The sequence below is a fragment of the Streptomyces sp. NBC_00212 genome (assembly GCF_045206365.1).
In the GTDB taxonomy this organism is placed as follows: domain Bacteria; phylum Actinomycetota; class Actinomycetes; order Streptomycetales; family Streptomycetaceae; genus Streptomyces.
Genome location: NZ_CP108115.1, coordinates 7,241,821 through 7,258,695, shown reverse-complemented (window position 1 = coordinate 7,258,695; position 16,875 = coordinate 7,241,821). Strand labels below are relative to the sequence as shown.

At 64.7% G+C, this 16,875-nt stretch carries 11 protein-coding genes and 3 rRNA genes; 2 read left to right on the top strand and 12 right to left on the bottom strand.

What is annotated here, in order from left to right; genetic code table 11:
- Window positions 1-48: 48 nt before the first annotated feature.
- The 12 genes from OHA17_RS33100 to OHA17_RS33045 form a co-directional block, all read right to left on the bottom strand.
- Window positions 49-636, bottom strand: a complete 588-nt coding sequence (locus OHA17_RS33100; RefSeq protein ID WP_406510876.1) for a MerR family transcriptional regulator — start codon at window positions 634-636, stop codon at window positions 49-51.
- A 224-nt stretch (window positions 637-860) separates the two neighbouring features.
- Window positions 861-1,334, bottom strand: coding sequence for a bifunctional nuclease family protein (locus OHA17_RS33095; RefSeq protein ID WP_006123076.1), 474 nt, complete (start codon window positions 1,332-1,334; stop codon window positions 861-863).
- A 53-nt stretch (window positions 1,335-1,387) separates the two neighbouring features.
- Window positions 1,388-2,131 (bottom strand): MerR family transcriptional regulator, encoded by a 744-nt coding sequence (locus OHA17_RS33090; RefSeq protein WP_406509532.1) that lies wholly within the window; start codon window positions 2,129-2,131, stop codon window positions 1,388-1,390.
- Between the two features lie 20 nt (window positions 2,132-2,151).
- Window positions 2,152-3,096, bottom strand: a complete 945-nt coding sequence (locus tag OHA17_RS33085) for an FHA domain-containing protein (RefSeq protein ID WP_406510875.1) — start codon at window positions 3,094-3,096, stop codon at window positions 2,152-2,154.
- An 82-nt stretch (window positions 3,097-3,178) separates the two neighbouring features.
- Complete coding sequence (locus tag OHA17_RS33080; protein WP_406509531.1) at window positions 3,179-3,988, bottom strand: DUF881 domain-containing protein; 810 nt, start codon at window positions 3,986-3,988, stop codon at window positions 3,179-3,181.
- A 5-nt stretch (window positions 3,989-3,993) separates the two neighbouring features.
- Window positions 3,994-4,326 carry a small basic family protein gene (locus OHA17_RS33075; RefSeq protein WP_031069011.1) on the bottom strand — a complete coding sequence of 111 codons (333 nt, stop codon included), beginning with the start codon at window positions 4,324-4,326 and terminating at the stop codon, window positions 3,994-3,996.
- On the bottom strand, window positions 4,323-5,255 hold the full coding sequence (locus tag OHA17_RS33070; RefSeq protein ID WP_199827090.1) for a DUF881 domain-containing protein: 933 nt from the start codon (window positions 5,253-5,255) through the stop codon (window positions 4,323-4,325). The genes OHA17_RS33075 and OHA17_RS33070 overlap by 4 nt, the downstream gene beginning before the upstream one ends.
- Before the next feature lie 88 nt (window positions 5,256-5,343).
- Window positions 5,344-7,839: a mannose-1-phosphate guanyltransferase gene (locus OHA17_RS33065; RefSeq protein ID WP_053729715.1), complete on the bottom strand. Its 2,496-nt coding sequence runs from the start codon at window positions 7,837-7,839 to the stop codon at window positions 5,344-5,346.
- Window positions 7,840-7,954: 115 nt separating this feature from the next.
- Complete coding sequence (locus OHA17_RS33060; protein ID WP_189960694.1) at window positions 7,955-8,563, bottom strand: CDP-alcohol phosphatidyltransferase family protein; 609 nt, start codon at window positions 8,561-8,563, stop codon at window positions 7,955-7,957.
- Between the two features lie 184 nt (window positions 8,564-8,747).
- Window positions 8,748-8,864: ribosomal RNA gene (rrf, locus tag OHA17_RS33055) — 5S ribosomal RNA — on the bottom strand.
- Window positions 8,865-8,956: 92 nt separating this feature from the next.
- A 23S ribosomal RNA gene (locus tag OHA17_RS33050) occupies window positions 8,957-12,080 on the bottom strand.
- A gap of 304 nt (window positions 12,081-12,384) precedes the next feature.
- Window positions 12,385-13,910, bottom strand: a 16S ribosomal RNA gene (locus OHA17_RS33045).
- Together the 16S, 23S and 5S rRNA genes form the textbook arrangement of a ribosomal RNA operon.
- Window positions 13,911-14,587: 677 nt before the next feature.
- Between OHA17_RS33045 and OHA17_RS33040 the strand changes: the two genes are divergently transcribed.
- Together OHA17_RS33040 and ptsP are read left to right on the top strand one after the other, a co-directional pair.
- On the top strand, window positions 14,588-15,037 hold the full coding sequence (locus OHA17_RS33040) for a PTS glucose transporter subunit IIA (protein ID WP_053724419.1): 450 nt from the start codon (window positions 14,588-14,590) through the stop codon (window positions 15,035-15,037).
- An 81-nt stretch (window positions 15,038-15,118) separates the two neighbouring features.
- Window positions 15,119-16,789 (top strand): phosphoenolpyruvate--protein phosphotransferase, encoded by a 1,671-nt coding sequence (gene ptsP / locus OHA17_RS33035; RefSeq protein ID WP_406509530.1) that lies wholly within the window; start codon window positions 15,119-15,121, stop codon window positions 16,787-16,789.
- The last annotated feature ends 86 nt before the right edge of the window (window positions 16,790-16,875 follow it).

Genomic DNA, 16,875 nt, shown 5'->3' with positions numbered 1-16,875 from the left:
GCTGCCGTACGCCACTGACAATCGGCCCCGGCACGGCCGCCGGGCGGCTCAGACGGCGCGGTTGCGGCGCCTGGCCAGCTCGTCGGCCGGGTTGTGCCCGACCAGGGTCTCGCCGGTGTCGACGCGCTCGCCGTGCAGTTGCGACAGCGCCGTCTCGACGTCCCGCCACACCACGCCCACGGCGATCCCGAAGATCCCCTGGCCGCCCTGGAGCAGGTTCACGACCTCGTCCGGGGACGAGCACTCGTACACCGTGGCCCCGTCGCTCATCAGCGTCATCCGCTCCAGGTCGCCCAAGCCGCGCTCGCGCAGGTGCTGCACGGCGGCGCGGATGTTCTGGAGCGCGACACCGGTGTCGAGGAAGCGCTTGACGATCTTCAGGACGACGACGTCCCGGAAGCTGTAGAGACGCTGGGTGCCCGAGCCGTAGGCCGGACGAACACTGGGCTCGACCAGGCCCGTACGGGCCCAGTAGTCGAGCTGTCGGTAGGTGATCCCCGCCGCCGCGCACGCGGTCGGCCCCCGGTATCCGATCGTTTCGGTACTCGGGTCGGCCGCACTGCCGTGAAGCGGGTACGGCCCGCTCTCCCCCGGACTGCGTCCGGGAGCGCCCCCTGCCGTACCGTCGCCGCTCATTCTCACGCCGACCCTCCGTCCTTGACCTGCCCACTCGACGGTAGGCAGTCACTCGGGGTGCGTCAACGATCGCCACACTCGGCACGCCGAGTGATAATCACCCTGAGAGTGGTTTCCCGTGTCTCTCCAGCGGGAAAGGCTACTCGAATGCGCCGAAACTCCCCCGGCGTACGCGCCGCACACGGCACCTCTGGGACGGCCCCCGGATCACTCGTATCCGGTGCTCACTGGCTGTTGGTGCCGAAGTCCTCGGGCGAGATCTGGTCGAGGAACTCGCGGAACTTCTCGACCTCGTCCTCCTGCTCGTCCGGGATCGCGATCCCCGCGTCGTCGAGGACCCCGTCACTGCCGTAGATCGGCGTTCCGGTGCGCAGCGCCAGCGCTATGGCGTCGGACGGCCGGGCACTCACCTCCACACCACTGGCAAAGACCAGCTCCGCGTAGAAGACGCCTTCACGCAGGTCCGTGATGCGGACTTCGGTCAGCTCCTGGCCCACGGCCTCCAGCACGTCCTTGAAAAGGTCGTGCGTCAGCGGCCGCGCCGGAGCCATCCCCTGCTGAGCGAAGGCGATCGCGGTCGCCTCCCCTGGACCGATCCAGATGGGGAGGTACCGATCGCCTCCCACTTCACGCAGGAGCACGATCGGTTGGTTGGAGGGCATTTCCACCCGGACACCCACGACGTCGAGCTCGTTCACACAGCAACCCTAGGACGTGCTCGGCAGGTTTGGGTAGTCGGGCACCTACAAGATCAGTGAAGCCGGACACCCAGGGCGGTCTGCACCAGTGCCGCGTGGAGCCGCACGGACAGCGCCGCGAGCTCCTTCGTGGTGGCCTCCGCATGGGCTCTGGTCTGCGGATTGCGGTGCAGCCGCAGCGGCGCCACCACCTGCTCGACCAGCCCGGCCTCCCGGTCCGCGGCCGCCTTCATGGCGCGCAGATGACGCGGTTCCAGGCCGAATCGCCCCAGATCCGCCACAAGTCGCGCCACATTCACCGACTCCGCGTCGAAGCCGCCCTCGGGCCCGGGCGTGAGCAGGCCGTACGACTCCCATTCGGCCAGTTCCGCCTCGGTGACCTCGGCGGCCGCCAGCAGCTCCGCACGGCCCACCCGGGCGGCCGTGGGCCGGTCCGCACCCGGCTCGCCGAGACCGTCGAGCAGCTCCCGGGGGCCGCCCTGAGCCGGCACGGAGGGCCGCTCACCCCGGCTGAGCGCGTCCAGGTGCTCACGGATGACCTTGAGCGGCAGATAGTGGTCCCGCTGCATCCGCAGCACCTGGGCGAGGCGCTCGACGTCCTCGGCACTGAACTTGCGGTACCCCGACGGCGTACGCCGGGGCTCCACCAGGCCCTCGGACTCCAGGAACCGGATCTTCGAGATCGTCACTTCGGGAAATTCTTCGCGCAGCTGGTTGAGCACCCCGCCGATACTCATCAGCCGACCGCCCGCGGCGGCGGTGCCGGATCCGGCACCGCCCGTCGGTGTCTGCAGCATGAACCTTCCCCGGCCGGGTCTCAGAGCGCGCGCTGGCTCGCGTAGAAGACCAGCCGGTACTTCCCGATCTGGACCTCGTCGCCATTGGCCAGCTCGACGGAGTCGATCCGCTCGCGGTTCACATACGTGCCGTTGAGGCTGCCGACGTCGGAGACGGTGAATCGCCCGTCGGGACCGCGCCGGAACTCCACGTGGCGGCGCGAAACCGTCACGTCGTCCAGGAAGATGTCGCTCTGCGGGTGACGGCCGGCCGTGGTCAGCTCGCCGTCCAGGAGGAAGCGGCTTCCCGAGTTCGGCCCGCGGCGCACCACCAGGAGCGCCGAACCCTGCGGCAGGGCGTCGACCGCGGCCTGCGCCTCCGGAGAGAGCGAGGGCAGCTGCGTCTGGCCGGTCACCTCGGCGTCGTACGCCTCAAGGCCGGAGATCGAGATGGTCGAGGTGGTCTCGGAGGCGCGCTCCGGAACGACACCCGGCCGCAGCGGGGCACCGCAGTTGGAACAGAAGCGGCTGGCGGCGGCATTGCTGTGCCCGCACCTCGTACAAACAGGCATGCCCGACATCGACGGATCCTCCTGCCGCGGCGGCACCGCGTGGGCACTGGTGGCATACGGGTCGGAGCCAAACCCTCCACCCGTACTTGAGGTTGACGGTTCCCCGAAACCTATGCGCCCTGCACCCGCAGGGTCAACAGACGACGCGCCCGGAATGTCACCACCGGAACCAGCCACCTCATCGCGGAACAGCGGACGCTCGCCGCCCTGCTCCTCCGCCCCTCCGGGGCGCTGAGCACGGTGCCTGGCGGCGCTGCCGCCGTCCTGGCGTGCGCTCTTGCCGAACAACTTCCCAAACAACTTCACGGGCGATTCCCCTTGACCGAAATAGACCCGCCCGTGGGGCAGGACGAACCCAGATTCAACACACCGGCCGACCCGGACATCCTCACAACGTCCGTATCCGCCAAACAGTTTCCACCACGCACCACTGTTACGGAGCGGCGACCCCCCGCAACCTCCTGCCCTTGTGCGGCAGGTCTCACGCCCACTCTCATCAGTGCGAGGACGACTGAGCGTAGTCAGGCCGCTTCGCGGCTCGCAAGGCGTTCACAACGATCTTCTCCGAGCGGGCCACTGTGGCGGTGGCCTGCTCCTTCTCCAGAGTCTGCACGACCCCGCCGGGGATGTTGAGCGCCGGCTCCAGATCCTGCGGCCTTCCGATCACCTTGAAGACGTACGGCGCGGCGACCTTCTTGCCGTCGACGCCGATGCCGCCGGTCTCGTCCGAGAAGTACGTATTGGCCACCACACGGACGTCGTTGATCTGAATCGCCTCCGCCCCTGCCGCGCGCAGCTCCTGCACCGTGTCAAGTACCTTGTCGGACTCGACGGCACCCTTGGGGTCGCTGATCGTCAACGTGATGCCAGGACCCTGCGCCGCGACCGTGCCTGCCAGGATGCCGAGCTGCTGCTCCTTCTCCACGGTCTGCTTCCGCGCCTCCTCCGCCTGGTTCGAGCTGGTCTCCAGCTCGGTGCGCTGGCCCCCCAGACGCTGCTTCTCATCCTCAAGACGCTTCGTACGCGAGTCGAGTTCATCCAGGATGCGCACCAGATCCTCCTGGCGGGCACCGCGCAGCGCACTGTTGTCGCTGTTGGAGCGGACCTGGATGGCGAGACCGAGGCCGAGGACGAACAGCAGCAGCGCCACGATGAGCTGCGCCCGGCTGACCCTCGGCGGCCAGAGGCCCGCGGCGAGCCGCTGGCGCCCCGTCAGCTGGGCCTTCTCCTCGCCCGGTTCATCCGGCGCGTCGACGGGCCGCTCCTCGTCGCCGTCACCCTGATCGGTGTTTTCCATGTCGCTCATCGGCCTCAGGCCCTGAAGACGTGCCGGCGGATGGCGGCCGCGTTGGAGAAGATCCGGATGCCGAGCACCACGACCACGCCGGTCGACAGCTGCGCGCCCACGCCCAGCTTGTCGCCGAGGAACACGATCAGCGCGGCGACCACCACGTTCGACAGGAAGGACACGACGAAGACCTTGTCGACGAAGATGCCGTCGAGCATGGCACGGAGCCCGCCGAAGACCGCGTCGAGTGCCGCCACCACGGCGATCGGCAGATACGGCTCGACCACCGCAGGCACCTCGGGCCGGACGAAAAGTCCGACCACGACTCCCACGACGAGGCCAAGTACGGCGATCACGATGTGCCCTTCCCTGTGTCGGCCGCGCCCTTACCGGCGCCCGTGGCCATTGGCTTTGCTGTACGTACGGTCAGGCTCGGCGCCGCCGGGAGACGCACGTCGCCCTCGGCCGAAATGCTGGACCTTATCCCGTAGTTCTGCTCCAGCACATGCAGGTACTGGCCGTCCGCGCTGTCCTGGAAGTCCGTACTCAGCTTCTTGCCGTCCCCCACCGCGAGCACCGTGTACGGCGGCACCAGTGGCCTGTTGTCGACCAGTATGGCGTCGCCCGCGGCCCGGATCGCCGAAAACGATGTCAGGCGCTGCCCGTTGATGGCGATGGCCTCCGCGCCCGACTGCCACAGCCCGTTGACCACGCGCTGCATGTCGCGGTCCCGCACCCGGCCGGTGTCGGCGAACGTCGTGCTCTCGCGCGGCTGGCTGCCGTCGCCCTGGGCGGTGTCCTTGGCGTCGTCCACGACCAGTTTCACGCCCGGCCCGTGCACTTCGGTGGCACCGGACAGCAGCGCCACGAGCTCGCCCTGGTCGCCGCCGTGCTTCTCAAGAGCCTTGCGCTGCTGGTCGCCGACCTCGGTCCGCAGCCCGTCCACATCGCTCTGCAGCTTGTCCGCGGCCTTGGTCTCCGACTCGACCCGGTTGATCAGCTCCTGGCGCTCCTTGGCGACCACAGGAGCGGTGATGCGGGCCTGCGCGGCCCCGACCGTCACCACGAGGGCGGCGAGCACCAGACCGGCCGCGAGACCGAGCTTGGCCTTCAGCGTCCGCGGCATCCCGGCGTCGCCCTCGGCCTTGCGGCGAGCGGTCGCCTCCGCATAGCCGTCGTCCAGCGCGTGGTCCATGACATTGGTCAGCAGCGACATCGACGCGTCGGGACGCGGAGGCGGAGACGGCGTGCTCCGAACGGGGGGCTGCTGCGGCATGCCGCACATCGTCGCACGTCGGCACCGCTACCACCGAATGGCCCCACCGGTGTGCCGGGCCGCGCCTCCAGGCCCGGCCCGGCACACCTCTACGACGTCAGTGACCTGCGCTGTCGACCACCGCGGCCCATTCGTCGAGCAACGCCTGCGCCGACACGTCGTCGGGCCCCTCGGCCCACAGATGGGTGACCGCCTCGGCCGGATCGGGCAGCACCATCACCCAGCGGCCGTCGGCCTCGACGACCCGTACGCCGTCGGTCGTGTCGACGAACCGGCCCCCGGCCGCCTCCACGACCCGGCGCATCACCATGCCCTTGACCGCCCACGGCGTCGGAATGTCCCGCCTCAGCACATGTGCCTGCGGTATCCGAGCATCGATCTGGCTCAGGGTGAGCTGCGTGCGGGCGACCAGCCCGATGAGCCGCACGAACGCGGCAGCGCCGTCGAAGACGCTGCTGAACTCGGGCACGATGAACCCGCCGCGCCCGTCACCACCGAAGATCGTGGACTCCTCGCGGCCCACCCTCGTCAGATCGTCCGGCGAGGTGGTCGTCCACTCCACCTGAGTGCCGTGGTACGCCGCCACCTGCTCGGCGATTCTGGTGGTCGTGACCGGCAGGGCCACCCGCCCGCTGCGCCGCTCGGCGGCTACCAGGTCCAGCATCACAAGGAGCGCCCGGTCGTCCTCGACGATCCGGCCCCGTTCGTCGACCAGCGAGAGCCGCTCACCGACGGGGTCGAACCGCACCCCGAACGCGGCCCGCGCCGAGGCCACGATCTCCCCGAGCCGCACGAGCCCGGCCCGCCTGCTCTCCGCGGACTCGGTGGGCCTGGATTCGTCCAGACCCGGATTGATCGTCAGCGAGTCCACCTTGAGCCGGCCGAGCAGGCTCGGCAGCACCAGACCGGCACTTCCGTTGGACGCGTCGACGACGACCTTCAGCCCGGCCTCCGCGATACCGGTGGTGTCGGCCTTGCGCAGCAGCGATCCGGTGTACGAGTCGAAGACGCTGGAGGGGAACTGCAGATCGCCGATCTCCCCCGGGAACGCCCGCCGGTACTCCTGACGCGCATAGACCCGGTCGAGCTTGCGCTGCCCGGCCTGCGAGAGGTCGGCGCCCCGCTCGTCGAAGAACATGATGTCGACGGAGTCCGGCACACCCGGCGACGTACGGATCATGATCCCGCCGGCGCTGCCCCGCGCGGTCTGCTGCCGCGCGACCGGCAGCGGTACGTTCTCCAGATCCCGTACGTCTATGGCGCTGGCCTGCAGCGCCGAGATGACGGCCCGCTTCAGCGCCCGCGCACCACGGGAGTGGTCACGCGCCGTGGTGACGGTCGACCCCTTCTTGAGCGTCGTCGCGTACGCACCCGCGAGGCGTACGGCCAGCTCCGGCGTGATCTCGACGTTGAGGATCCCGGAGACGCCCCGGGCCCCGAAGAGGTGGGCCTGGCCCCGCGACTCCCAGATCACCGAGGTGTTGACGAAGGCGCCGGCCTCGATGGTCTTAAAGGGGTAGACCCTGACATTCCCCTGGACAATCGATTCCTCGCCGACGAGGCATTCGTCCCCGATGACGGCACCGTCCTCGATCCGGGCGGCCCGCATGATGTCGGTGTTCTTTCCGATCACACAGCCACGCAGATTGCTGTGCTGGCCGATGTAGACGTTGTCGTGGACGACGGCCTTGTGCAGGAATGCGCCGCTCTTGACGACCACGTTCGATCCGACGACGGTGTGCTCGCGGATCTCCACATCCGCTTCGACCTTCGCGTAGTCCCCGATGTAAAGAGGCCCGCGAAGCACGGCGTCGGGATGCACTTCCGCGCCTTCCGCGACCCACACCCCTGGGGAGATCTCGAAGCCGTCGATCTCCACGTCGACCTTGCCTTCGAGCACGTCGGCCTGTGCCTTGACGTAACTCTCGTGGGTGCCGACGTCCTCCCAGTAGCCCTCGGCGACATAGCCGTAGATCGGCTTGCCTTCCTTCATGAGCTGCGGGAAGACGTCACCGGACCAGTCGACGGACTTGTCCGCCTCAACGTAGTCGAATACCTCGGGCTCCATCACATAGATGCCCGTATTCACGGTGTCGGAGAAAACCTGCCCCCACGTCGGCTTCTCCAGGAACCGCTCGACCTTTCCCTCTTCATCGACAATGGTGATGCCGAATTCGAGGGGATTGGGCACGCGGGTCAGGCACACCGTGACGAGTGCGCCCTTCTCCTTGTGGAAATTGATGAGATCAGTCAGATCGAAGTCGGTGAGGGCATCACCCGAGATGACCAGGAAGGCATCGTCCTTGAGAGCTTCCTCGGCATTCTTGACGCTGCCCGCGGTACCGAGGGGCTTCTCTTCATTGGCATAGGTGAGCTCCATTCCGAGCTCTTCTCCGTCACCGAAATAGTTCCTGACCAGCGACGCCAGGAACTGCACGGTCACGACAGTCTCATTGAGCCCATGCCGCTTGAGCAGCCGCAGCACATGCTCCATGATCGGCCGGTTGACCACCGGCAGGAGCGGCTTGGGCATGCTCGAGGTCATGGGGCGAAGGCGTGTGCCCTCGCCACCAGCCATCACGACGGCCTTCATGTCGGAAACGTCCTCCTTGAAGAGACGACGGTTTGGCCGACTGCGCCCGAACGGGCAGGCCTCTGGCGTCACACGCGGCTGCCGACTCGCCGCCGGGGCCCGCTGGTCGCCGAGCTCAATCGGCCGCTACGTCCGCCTTCACCAACCGGCGGACCTGAACCACATACAGGATGCCTGCCCACCAATAGAGAGTTGTACCCCATCCTGCGAACGCCCATCCGAAAATCGCCGCAAGGGAGGCAAGCCATCCACTTCCGTCACTGAGCAACAGCAGCGGGAAGGCGTACATCAAGTTGAACGTCGCGGCCTTACCCAAGAAGTTCACCTGAGGCGGCGGATAGCCGTGCCGGCGAAGGATTCCCACCATCACCAGAAGCATCAGCTCACGGGCCACAAGGGCAGCCGTCAACCAAATCGGCAGGATCTCCCGCCAGGTGAGACCGACCAGCGTGGAAAGGATGTACAACCGGTCGGCCGCCGGGTCGAGCAGCCGCCCCAGATTGCTGATCTGGTTCCACCGCCGGGCCAGCTTCCCATCCAAGTAGTCGCTGACACCGCTCAGCGCCAACACCAGCAGGGCCCAGCCATCGCTGTTCGGCCCGCCAAAGACAGGGCGGAGAATCAGCCACAGGAAGAGCGGTACGCCGACCAGGCGCGCCATGCTGAGAATGTTGGGGATGGTGAGCACCCGGTCCGTCTGAACGCGAGTCTCCTGGACCTCCACCCGGGGGCCTCCTGTGGGAAATGTGCCGACGATGCCCCCTGACCCTACCGTCAGGAAGGGTCACCAGAGGCACTGGGGTACGAGTACTCGGTCCGAGGGCCGTAAAAGCGGCCCCTGAAACGTGAAAAAGCCCCGCACCGTGACCGTATTCCTACGGTCTGGTGCGGGGCTTTCCCCAAAATTTGTTCGGCGGCGTCCTACTCTCCCACAGGGTCCCCCCTGCAGTACCATCGGCGCTGAAAGGCTTAGCTTCCGGGTTCGGAATGTAACCGGGCGTTTCCCTAACGCTATGACCACCGAAACACTATGAAGTTGAACACCGGAACCCACTGAAACCAGGGGCTCTGACGGCTGTTCATTGCTTCAGAACAAACACAGTGGACGCGAGCAACTGAGGACAAGCCCTCGGCCTATTAGTACCAGTCAGCTCCACCCGTTACCGGGCTTCCACATCTGGCCTATCAACCCAGTCGTCTACTGGGAGCCTTACCCTCTCAAGGAGGTGGGAACACTCATCTCGAAGCAGGCTTCCCGCTTAGATGCTTTCAGCGGTTATCCTTTCCGAACGTAGCCAACCAGCCATGCCCTTGGCAGGACAACTGGCACACCAGAGGTTCGTCCGTCCCGGTCCTCTCGTACTAGGGACAGCCCTTCTCAATGTTCCTGCGCGCGCAGCGGATAGGGACCGAACTGTCTCACGACGTTCTAAACCCAGCTCGCGTACCGCTTTAATGGGCGAACAGCCCAACCCTTGGGACCGACTCCAGCCCCAGGATGCGACGAGCCGACATCGAGGTGCCAAACCATCCCGTCGATATGGACTCTTGGGGAAGATCAGCCTGTTATCCCCGGGGTACCTTTTATCCGTTGAGCGACGGCGCTTCCACAAGCCACCGCCGGATCACTAGTCCCGACTTTCGTCCCTGCTCGACCCGTCGGTCTCACAGTCAAGCTCCCTTGTGCACTTACACTCAACACCTGATTGCCAACCAGGCTGAGGGAACCTTTGGGCGCCTCCGTTACTCTTTAGGAGGCAACCGCCCCAGTTAAACTACCCATCAGACACTGTCCCTGATCCGGATCACGGACCGAGGTTAGACATCCAGCACGACCAGAGTGGTATTTCAACGACGACTCCACAACCACTGGCGTGGCCGCTTCAAAGTCTCCCACCTATCCTACACAAGCCGAACCGAACACCAATATCAAACTGTAGTAAAGGTCCCGGGGTCTTTCCGTCCTGCTGCGCGAAACGAGCATCTTTACTCGTAGTGCAATTTCACCGGGCCTATGGTTGAGACAGTCGAGAAGTCGTTACGCCATTCGTGCAGGTCGGAACTTACCCGACAAGGAATTTCGCTACCTTAGGATGGTTATAGTTACCACCGCCGTTTACTGGCGCTTAAGTTCTCAGCTTCGCCACACCGAAATGTGACTAACCGGTCCCCTTAACGTTCCAGCACCGGGCAGGCGTCAGTCCGTATACATCGCCTTACGGCTTCGCACGGACCTGTGTTTTTAGTAAACAGTCGCTTCTCGCTGGTCTCTGCGGCCACCCCCAGCTCAGAGTGCAAGACTCATCACCGGACGTGGCCCCCTTCTCCCGAAGTTACGGGGGCATTTTGCCGAGTTCCTTAACCATAGTTCACCCGAACGCCTCGGTATTCTCTACCTGACCACCTGAGTCGGTTTAGGGTACGGGCCGCCATGAAACTCGCTAGAGGCTTTTCTCGACAGCATAGGATCATCCACTTCACCACAATCGGCTCGGCATCAGGTCTCACCCTTATATGTCATCCGGATTTGCCTAGATGACGGGCTACACCCTTACCCCGGGACAACCACCGCCCGGGCTGGACTACCTTCCTGCGTCACCCCATCGCTTACCTACTACCACCTTGGGCCGGCGGCTCCACCACTTTCCATTCCCCGAAGGGTCCGGAACGGCTTCACGGCCTTAGCATTAATGGGCTCGATACTGGGCGTTTCAAAGCGGGTACCGGAATATCAACCGGTTGTCCATCGACTACGCCTGTCGGCCTCGCCTTAGGTCCCGACTTACCCTGGGCAGATCAGCTTGACCCAGGAACCCTTAGTCAATCGGCGCACACGTTTCTCACGTGTGTATCGCTACTCATGCCTGCATTCTCACTCGTGAACCGTCCACCACTAGCTTCCGCTGCAGCTTCACCCGGCACACGACGCTCCCCTACCCATCCCAGCAGGCGTTGGCCCTATATGCTGGAATGACACGACTTCGGCGGTACGCTTGAGCCCCGCTACATTGTCGGCGCGGAATCACTTGACCAGTGAGCTATTACGCACTCTTTCAAGGGTGGCTGCTTCTAAGCCAACCTCCTGGTTGTCTCTGCGACTCCACATCCTTTCCCACTTAGCGTACGCTTAGGGGCCTTAGTCGATGCTCTGGGCTGTTTCCCTCTCGACCATGGAGCTTATCCCCCACAGTCTCACTGCCGCGCTCTCACTTACCGGCATTCGGAGTTTGGCTAAGGTCAGTAACCCGGTAGGGCCCATCGCCTATCCAGTGCTCTACCTCCGGCAAGAAACACACGACGCTGCACCTAAATGCATTTCGGGGAGAACCAGCTATCACGGAGTTTGATTGGCCTTTCACCCCTAACCACAGGTCATCCCCCAGGTTTTCAACCCTGGTGGGTTCGGTCCTCCACGACCTCTTACAGCCGCTTCAACCTGCCCATGGCTAGATCACTCCGCTTCGGGTCTAGAGCGTGCAACTCAATCGCCCTGTTCGGACTCGCTTTCGCTACGGCTTCCCCACACGGGTTAACCTCGCTACACACCGCTAACTCGCAGGCTCATTCTTCAAAAGGCACGCAGTCACGACTGACAGCACAAGTGCTGCCAGCGACGCTCCCACGGCTTGTAGGCACACGGTTTCAGGTACTATTTCACTCCGCTCCCGCGGTACTTTTCACCATTCCCTCACGGTACTATCCGCTATCGGTCACCAGGGAATATTTAGGCTTAGCGGGTGGTCCCGCCAGATTCACACGGGATTTCTCGGGCCCCGTGCTACTTGGGTGTCTCTCAAACGAGCCGTTGATGTTTCAGCTACGGGGGTCTTACCCTCTACGCCGGACCTTTCGCATGTCCTTCGCCTACACCAACGGTTTCTGACTCGTCCTGTCGCCGGCAGACGACAGAAGAGAGATCCCACAACCCCGCATGCGCAACCCCTGCCGGGTATCACACGCATACGGTTTGGCCTCATCCGGTTTCGCTCGCCACTACTCCCGGAATCACGGTTGTTTTCTCTTCCTGAGGGTACTGAGATGTTTCACTTCCCCTCGTTCCCTCCACATACCCTATGTGTTCAGGTATGGGTGACAGCCCATGACGACTGCCGGGTTTCCCCATTCGGAAACCCCCGGATCAAAGCCTGGTTGACGGCTCCCCGGGGACTATCGTGGCCTCCCACGTCCTTCATCGGTTCCTGGTGCCAAGGCATCCACCGTGCGCCCTTAAAAACTTGGCCACAGATGCTCGCGTCCACTGTGCAGTTCTCAAACAACGACCAGCCACCCATCACCCCACCAACATCGTGGTGGAGTTCACTGGGGCCGGCATCAGAAGGACAGACCTCACGGTCCGTACCCTCAGACACCCAACAGCGTGCCCGACCCGATCCTCCCTGGTTCACGTTCCACGCCGAAGCAGTACTGGTGACCCTGAAGCATCGTGCCGAATAGTCAACGTTCCACCCATGAGCTGACCACCGTCGGACGTTTGCCGACGAAATGGCCTCTGACCAGGCGAACCTGGTGAGAAGTGCTCCTTAGAAAGGAGGTGATCCAGCCGCACCTTCCGGTACGGCTACCTTGTTACGACTTCGTCCCAATCGCCAGTCCCACCTTCGACAGCTCCCTCCCACAAGGGGTTGGGCCACCGGCTTCGGGTGTTACCGACTTTCGTGACGTGACGGGCGGTGTGTACAAGGCCCGGGAACGTATTCACCGCAGCAATGCTGATCTGCGATTACTAGCAACTCCGACTTCATGGGGTCGAGTTGCAGACCCCAATCCGAACTGAGACCGGCTTTTTGAGATTCGCTCCGCCTCGCGGCATCGCAGCTCTTTGTACCGGCCATTGTAGCACGTGTGCAGCCCAAGACATAAGGGGCATGATGACTTGACGTCGTCCCCACCTTCCTCCGAGTTGACCCCGGCAGTCTCCTGTGAGTCCCCATCACCCCGAAGGGCATGCTGGCAACACAGAACAAGGGTTGCGCTCGTTGCGGGACTTAACCCAACATCTCACGACACGAGCTGACGACAGCCATGCACCACCTGTATACCGACCACAAGGGGGCGACCATCTCTGGCCGTTTCCGGTATATGTCAAGCCTTGGTAAGGTTCTTCGCGTTGCGTCGAATTAAGCCACATGCTCCGCTGCTTGTGCGGGCCCCCGTCAATTCCTTTGAGTTTTAGCCTTGCGGCCGTACTCCCCAGGCGGGGAACTTAATGCGTTAGCTGCGGCACCGACGACGTGGAATGTCGCCAACACCTAGTTCCCAACGTTTACGGCGTGGACTACCAGGGTATCTAATCCTGTTCGCTCCCCACGCTTTCGCTCCTCAGCGTCAGTAATGGCCCAGAGATCCGCCTTCGCCACCGGTGTTCCTCCTGATATCTGCGCATTTCACCGCTACACCAGGAATTCCGATCTCCCCTACCACACTCTAGCTAGCCCGTATCGAATGCAGACCCGGGGTTAAGCCCCGGGCTTTCACATCCGACGTGACAAGCCGCCTACGAGCTCTTTACGCCCAATAATTCCGGACAACGCTTGCGCCCTACGTATTACCGCGGCTGCTGGCACGTAGTTAGCCGGCGCTTCTTCTGCAGGTACCGTCACTTTCGCTTCTTCCCTGCTGAAAGAGGTTTACAACCCGAAGGCCGTCATCCCTCACGCGGCGTCGCTGCATCAGGCTTTCGCCCATTGTGCAATATTCCCCACTGCTGCCTCCCGTAGGAGTCTGGGCCGTGTCTCAGTCCCAGTGTGGCCGGTCGCCCTCTCAGGCCGGCTACCCGTCGTCGCCTTGGTAGGCCATCACCCCACCAACAAGCTGATAGGCCGCGGGCTCATCCTTCACCGCCGGAGCTTTTAACCCCCCACCATGCGGCAGGAAGTGTTATCCGGTATTAGACCCCGTTTCCAGGGCTTGTCCCAGAGTGAAGGGCAGATTGCCCACGTGTTACTCACCCGTTCGCCACTAATCCACCCCGAAGGGCTTCATCGTTCGACTTGCATGTGTTAAGCACGCCGCCAGCGTTCGTCCTGAGCCAGGATCAAACTCTCCATGAATGTTTACCCGTAATCGGGTGCACACATCACGTAAGAGCGGGACGACCAAGCCGGAATGAGGCCGGTCGTCCACAGCGTCCTCGCTGTGTAATCGCCACCCACACCCCAAGGGGGCGAGTGGACTTTTCAAAGGAACCTCGATCCGCCGAAGCGGATACGGGGTTGTCAATCTGGCGTTGACTTTTGGCACGCTGTTGAGTTCTCAAGGAACGGACGCTTCCTTCGTACTCACCCTCTCGGGCTTTCCTCCGGGCGCTTCCCTTCGGTATTTCGTGTTTCCAGCTTAGCAGACCCGATTTCCGTTTCTGCCACCCGCTGGAGCGGGGATTTCGCTTTCCAGTCTTATCGGCTTTCCGGCGATTCAGACTCTAGCAAGTCTTTTCCGCCTCCCTGACCACCGTCTCCACAGCATGCAGAGTCGGAAATCCGGGTTAGGATCGGGACTTGGTAGGCGCCGCCGACCGCCGAATCACAGTGTCGTGATGGGGTCAGGCAGGAGTACGACAGTACAGGCCACCGGGAGTTGAGGCAAATCGTTTCCGGTGTGCATCTAGGTCCGCCAACCGTCACCTGTCGTGCGGAACTAGGACTTCTTATGACTTACCCTTCTGAACAGTACGCCGTCCAGGACAGGTAGTGACGGCGACACTAGAAGCTCCGCCCCTGGGAGGCTCCCCATGACTAGCGTGACGTCCCCACTTGCTGGAAAGGCCATCGGGCTCGCTGCAGTGCCCGACCCCGTCTTCTCCGGCGCGATGGTGGGCCCCGGCACCGCTATTGATCCCGTACGTGAGCCGTCGGCGGCCGTGGCGCCCGTGGATGGCGTCGTTGTGTCCCTGCACCCGCACGCCTTCGTCGTCGTCGACGCCGAAGGCCACGGTGTGCTGACGCACCTCGGAATCGACACCGTTCAGCTCAACGGCGAGGGCTTCGAGCTCCTCGTCAACAAGGGCGACACCGTGACGCGCGGCCAGGAGGTCGTGCGCTGGGACCCGGCCGCCGTCGAGGCCGCCGGCAAGTCCCCCATTTGTCCCATCGTGGCTCTTGAGGCCACCACTGACTCCCTCTCCGGTGTCGTCGACAGCGGTGACGTGAAGGCCGGCGACGCGCTGTTCGGCTGGCAGTGACGCCCGCGCCGCTGCGACGGCGCGCTGGACGGACAACAACGGCGGCGGCACTGACCGCCGCGACTATCGGAGACGGGTGAGATGGAGACAACGCTGCGAGGCGTCGGCGTGAGCCACGGTGTGGCGATCGGCGAGGTTCGGCACATGGGCACGGCGGTTCTCGAACCGCCTGCCAAGCAGATTCCGGCATCGGAGCACGAGCGCGAACAGGGGCGCGCTCGCCAGGCCGTGGAAGCTGTGGCGGCCGACCTGATGGCGCGTGGCAATCTGGCCGGCGGTGAGGCGCAGGCCGTGCTCGAGGCCCAGGCGATGATCGCCCAGGACCCGGAGCTGATGGCCGATGTCGACCGGCGCATCGTCGTCGGCAGCACCGCCGAACGCGCCGTGTACGACGCGTTCTCGCACTACCGCGAGCTGCTCGCGGGTGCCGGCGAGTACATGGCGGGACGCGTCGCCGACCTCGACGACGTGCGGAACCGGATCGTGGCGCGCCTGCTCGGCGTGCCGATGCCGGGTGTGCCGGACAGTGACGAGCCGTACGTGCTCATCGCCCGGGACCTCGCGCCGGCCGACACCGCGCTGCTCGACCCGGCCCTTGTGCTCGGTTTCGTGACCGAGGAGGGCGGGCCCACCAGCCACAGCGCCATCCTGGCGCGGGCGCTCGGTGTTCCCGCGATCGTGGCGCTGCCCGGCGCCGGTGAGCTGGCCGAAGGCACGCTGGTCGCCGTGGACGGCAGCACGGGCGAGATTTTCGTCGACCCGAGCGAGGAGAAGCAGGCCGAGCTCAAGCGGGCCGCCGCCGAGCGCAAGGCCGCGCTGTCCGCCTCGTCCGGTCCGGGTGCCACCTCGGACGGCCACAAGGTTCCGCTGCTGGCCAATGTCGGCGGTCCCGCCGATGTTCCGGCCGCGGTGGAGGCGGGCGCCGAGGGCGTCGGTCTGTTCCGTACCGAGTTCCTCTTCCTCGACGACTCCGCCAAGGCGCCGTCGGAGGAGAAGCAGGTCGAGGCGTACCGCAAGGTGCTTGAGGCGTTCCCCGAGGGGCGCGTCGTGGTGCGGGTTCTGGACGCGGGCGCCGACAAGCCGCTCGACTTCCTGACCCCGGCCGACGAGCCCAACCCCGCGCTCGGTGTGCGTGGTCTGCGCTCGCTGCTCGACCACCCCGAGGTGCTGCGTACGCAGCTGACCGCGCTGGCCAAGGCGGCCGAGGGTCTGCCGGTGTACCTCGAAGTCATGGCGCCGATGGTGGCCGACCGAACCGACGCCAAGGCGTTTGCCGACGCGTGCCGGGAAGCCGGGCTGCGGGCGAAGTTCGGTGCGATGGTGGAGATCCCTTCCGCCGCGCTCCGGGCCCGCTCGATCCTGCAGGAGGTCGAGTTCCTGTCGCTGGGCACCAACGACCTCGCGCAGTACGCCTTTGCCGCCGACCGCCAGGTGGGCGCGGTGTCCCGGCTTCAGGACCCGTGGCAGCCCGCGCTGCTCGACCTGATCTCGATGTCCGCCGAGGCCGGCAAGGCCGAGGGCAAGAGCTGTGGTGTGTGTGGCGAGGCTGCCTCCGATCCACTGCTGGCCTGTGTTCTGACCGGTCTTGGTGTGACCAGCCTGTCGATGGGTGCGGCTTCCATTCCTTACGTGCGGGCGACGCTGGCGAAGTACACGCTGGCCCAGTGCGAGCGTGCGGCGTCCGCGGCTCGTGCCGCGGACACTGCCGAGGATGCGCGCAAGGCCGCTCAGGCGGTGCTGTCCGGCGAGTGACCGGACGGTCGTGAGACCGGTGTGGTCGTGAGACCCGTGTGAGAGGGGCTTCCCGTCGCGGTGCGGCGGGGAGCCCCTCTTCTGTG

Excerpts from the sequence above, each read along its gene's own strand:
- ptsP (WP_406509530.1), top strand. The coding sequence starts at position 15,119 with ATGGAGACAACGCTGCGAGGCGTCGGCGTGAGCCACGGTGTGGCGATC.
- OHA17_RS33040 (WP_053724419.1), top strand. The coding sequence starts at position 14,588 with ATGACTAGCGTGACGTCCCCACTTGCTGGAAAGGCCATCGGGCTCGCT.
- OHA17_RS33090 (WP_406509532.1), bottom strand. The coding sequence starts at position 2,131 with ATGCTGCAGACACCGACGGGCGGTGCCGGATCCGGCACCGCCGCCGCG.
- OHA17_RS33080 (WP_406509531.1), bottom strand. The coding sequence starts at position 3,988 with ATGAGCGACATGGAAAACACCGATCAGGGTGACGGCGACGAGGAGCGG.
- OHA17_RS33065 (WP_053729715.1), bottom strand. The coding sequence starts at position 7,839 with ATGAAGGCCGTCGTGATGGCTGGTGGCGAGGGCACACGCCTTCGCCCC.
- OHA17_RS33070 (WP_199827090.1), bottom strand. The coding sequence starts at position 5,255 with ATGTGCGGCATGCCGCAGCAGCCCCCCGTTCGGAGCACGCCGTCTCCG.
- OHA17_RS33100 (WP_406510876.1), bottom strand. The coding sequence starts at position 636 with ATGAGCGGCGACGGTACGGCAGGGGGCGCTCCCGGACGCAGTCCGGGG.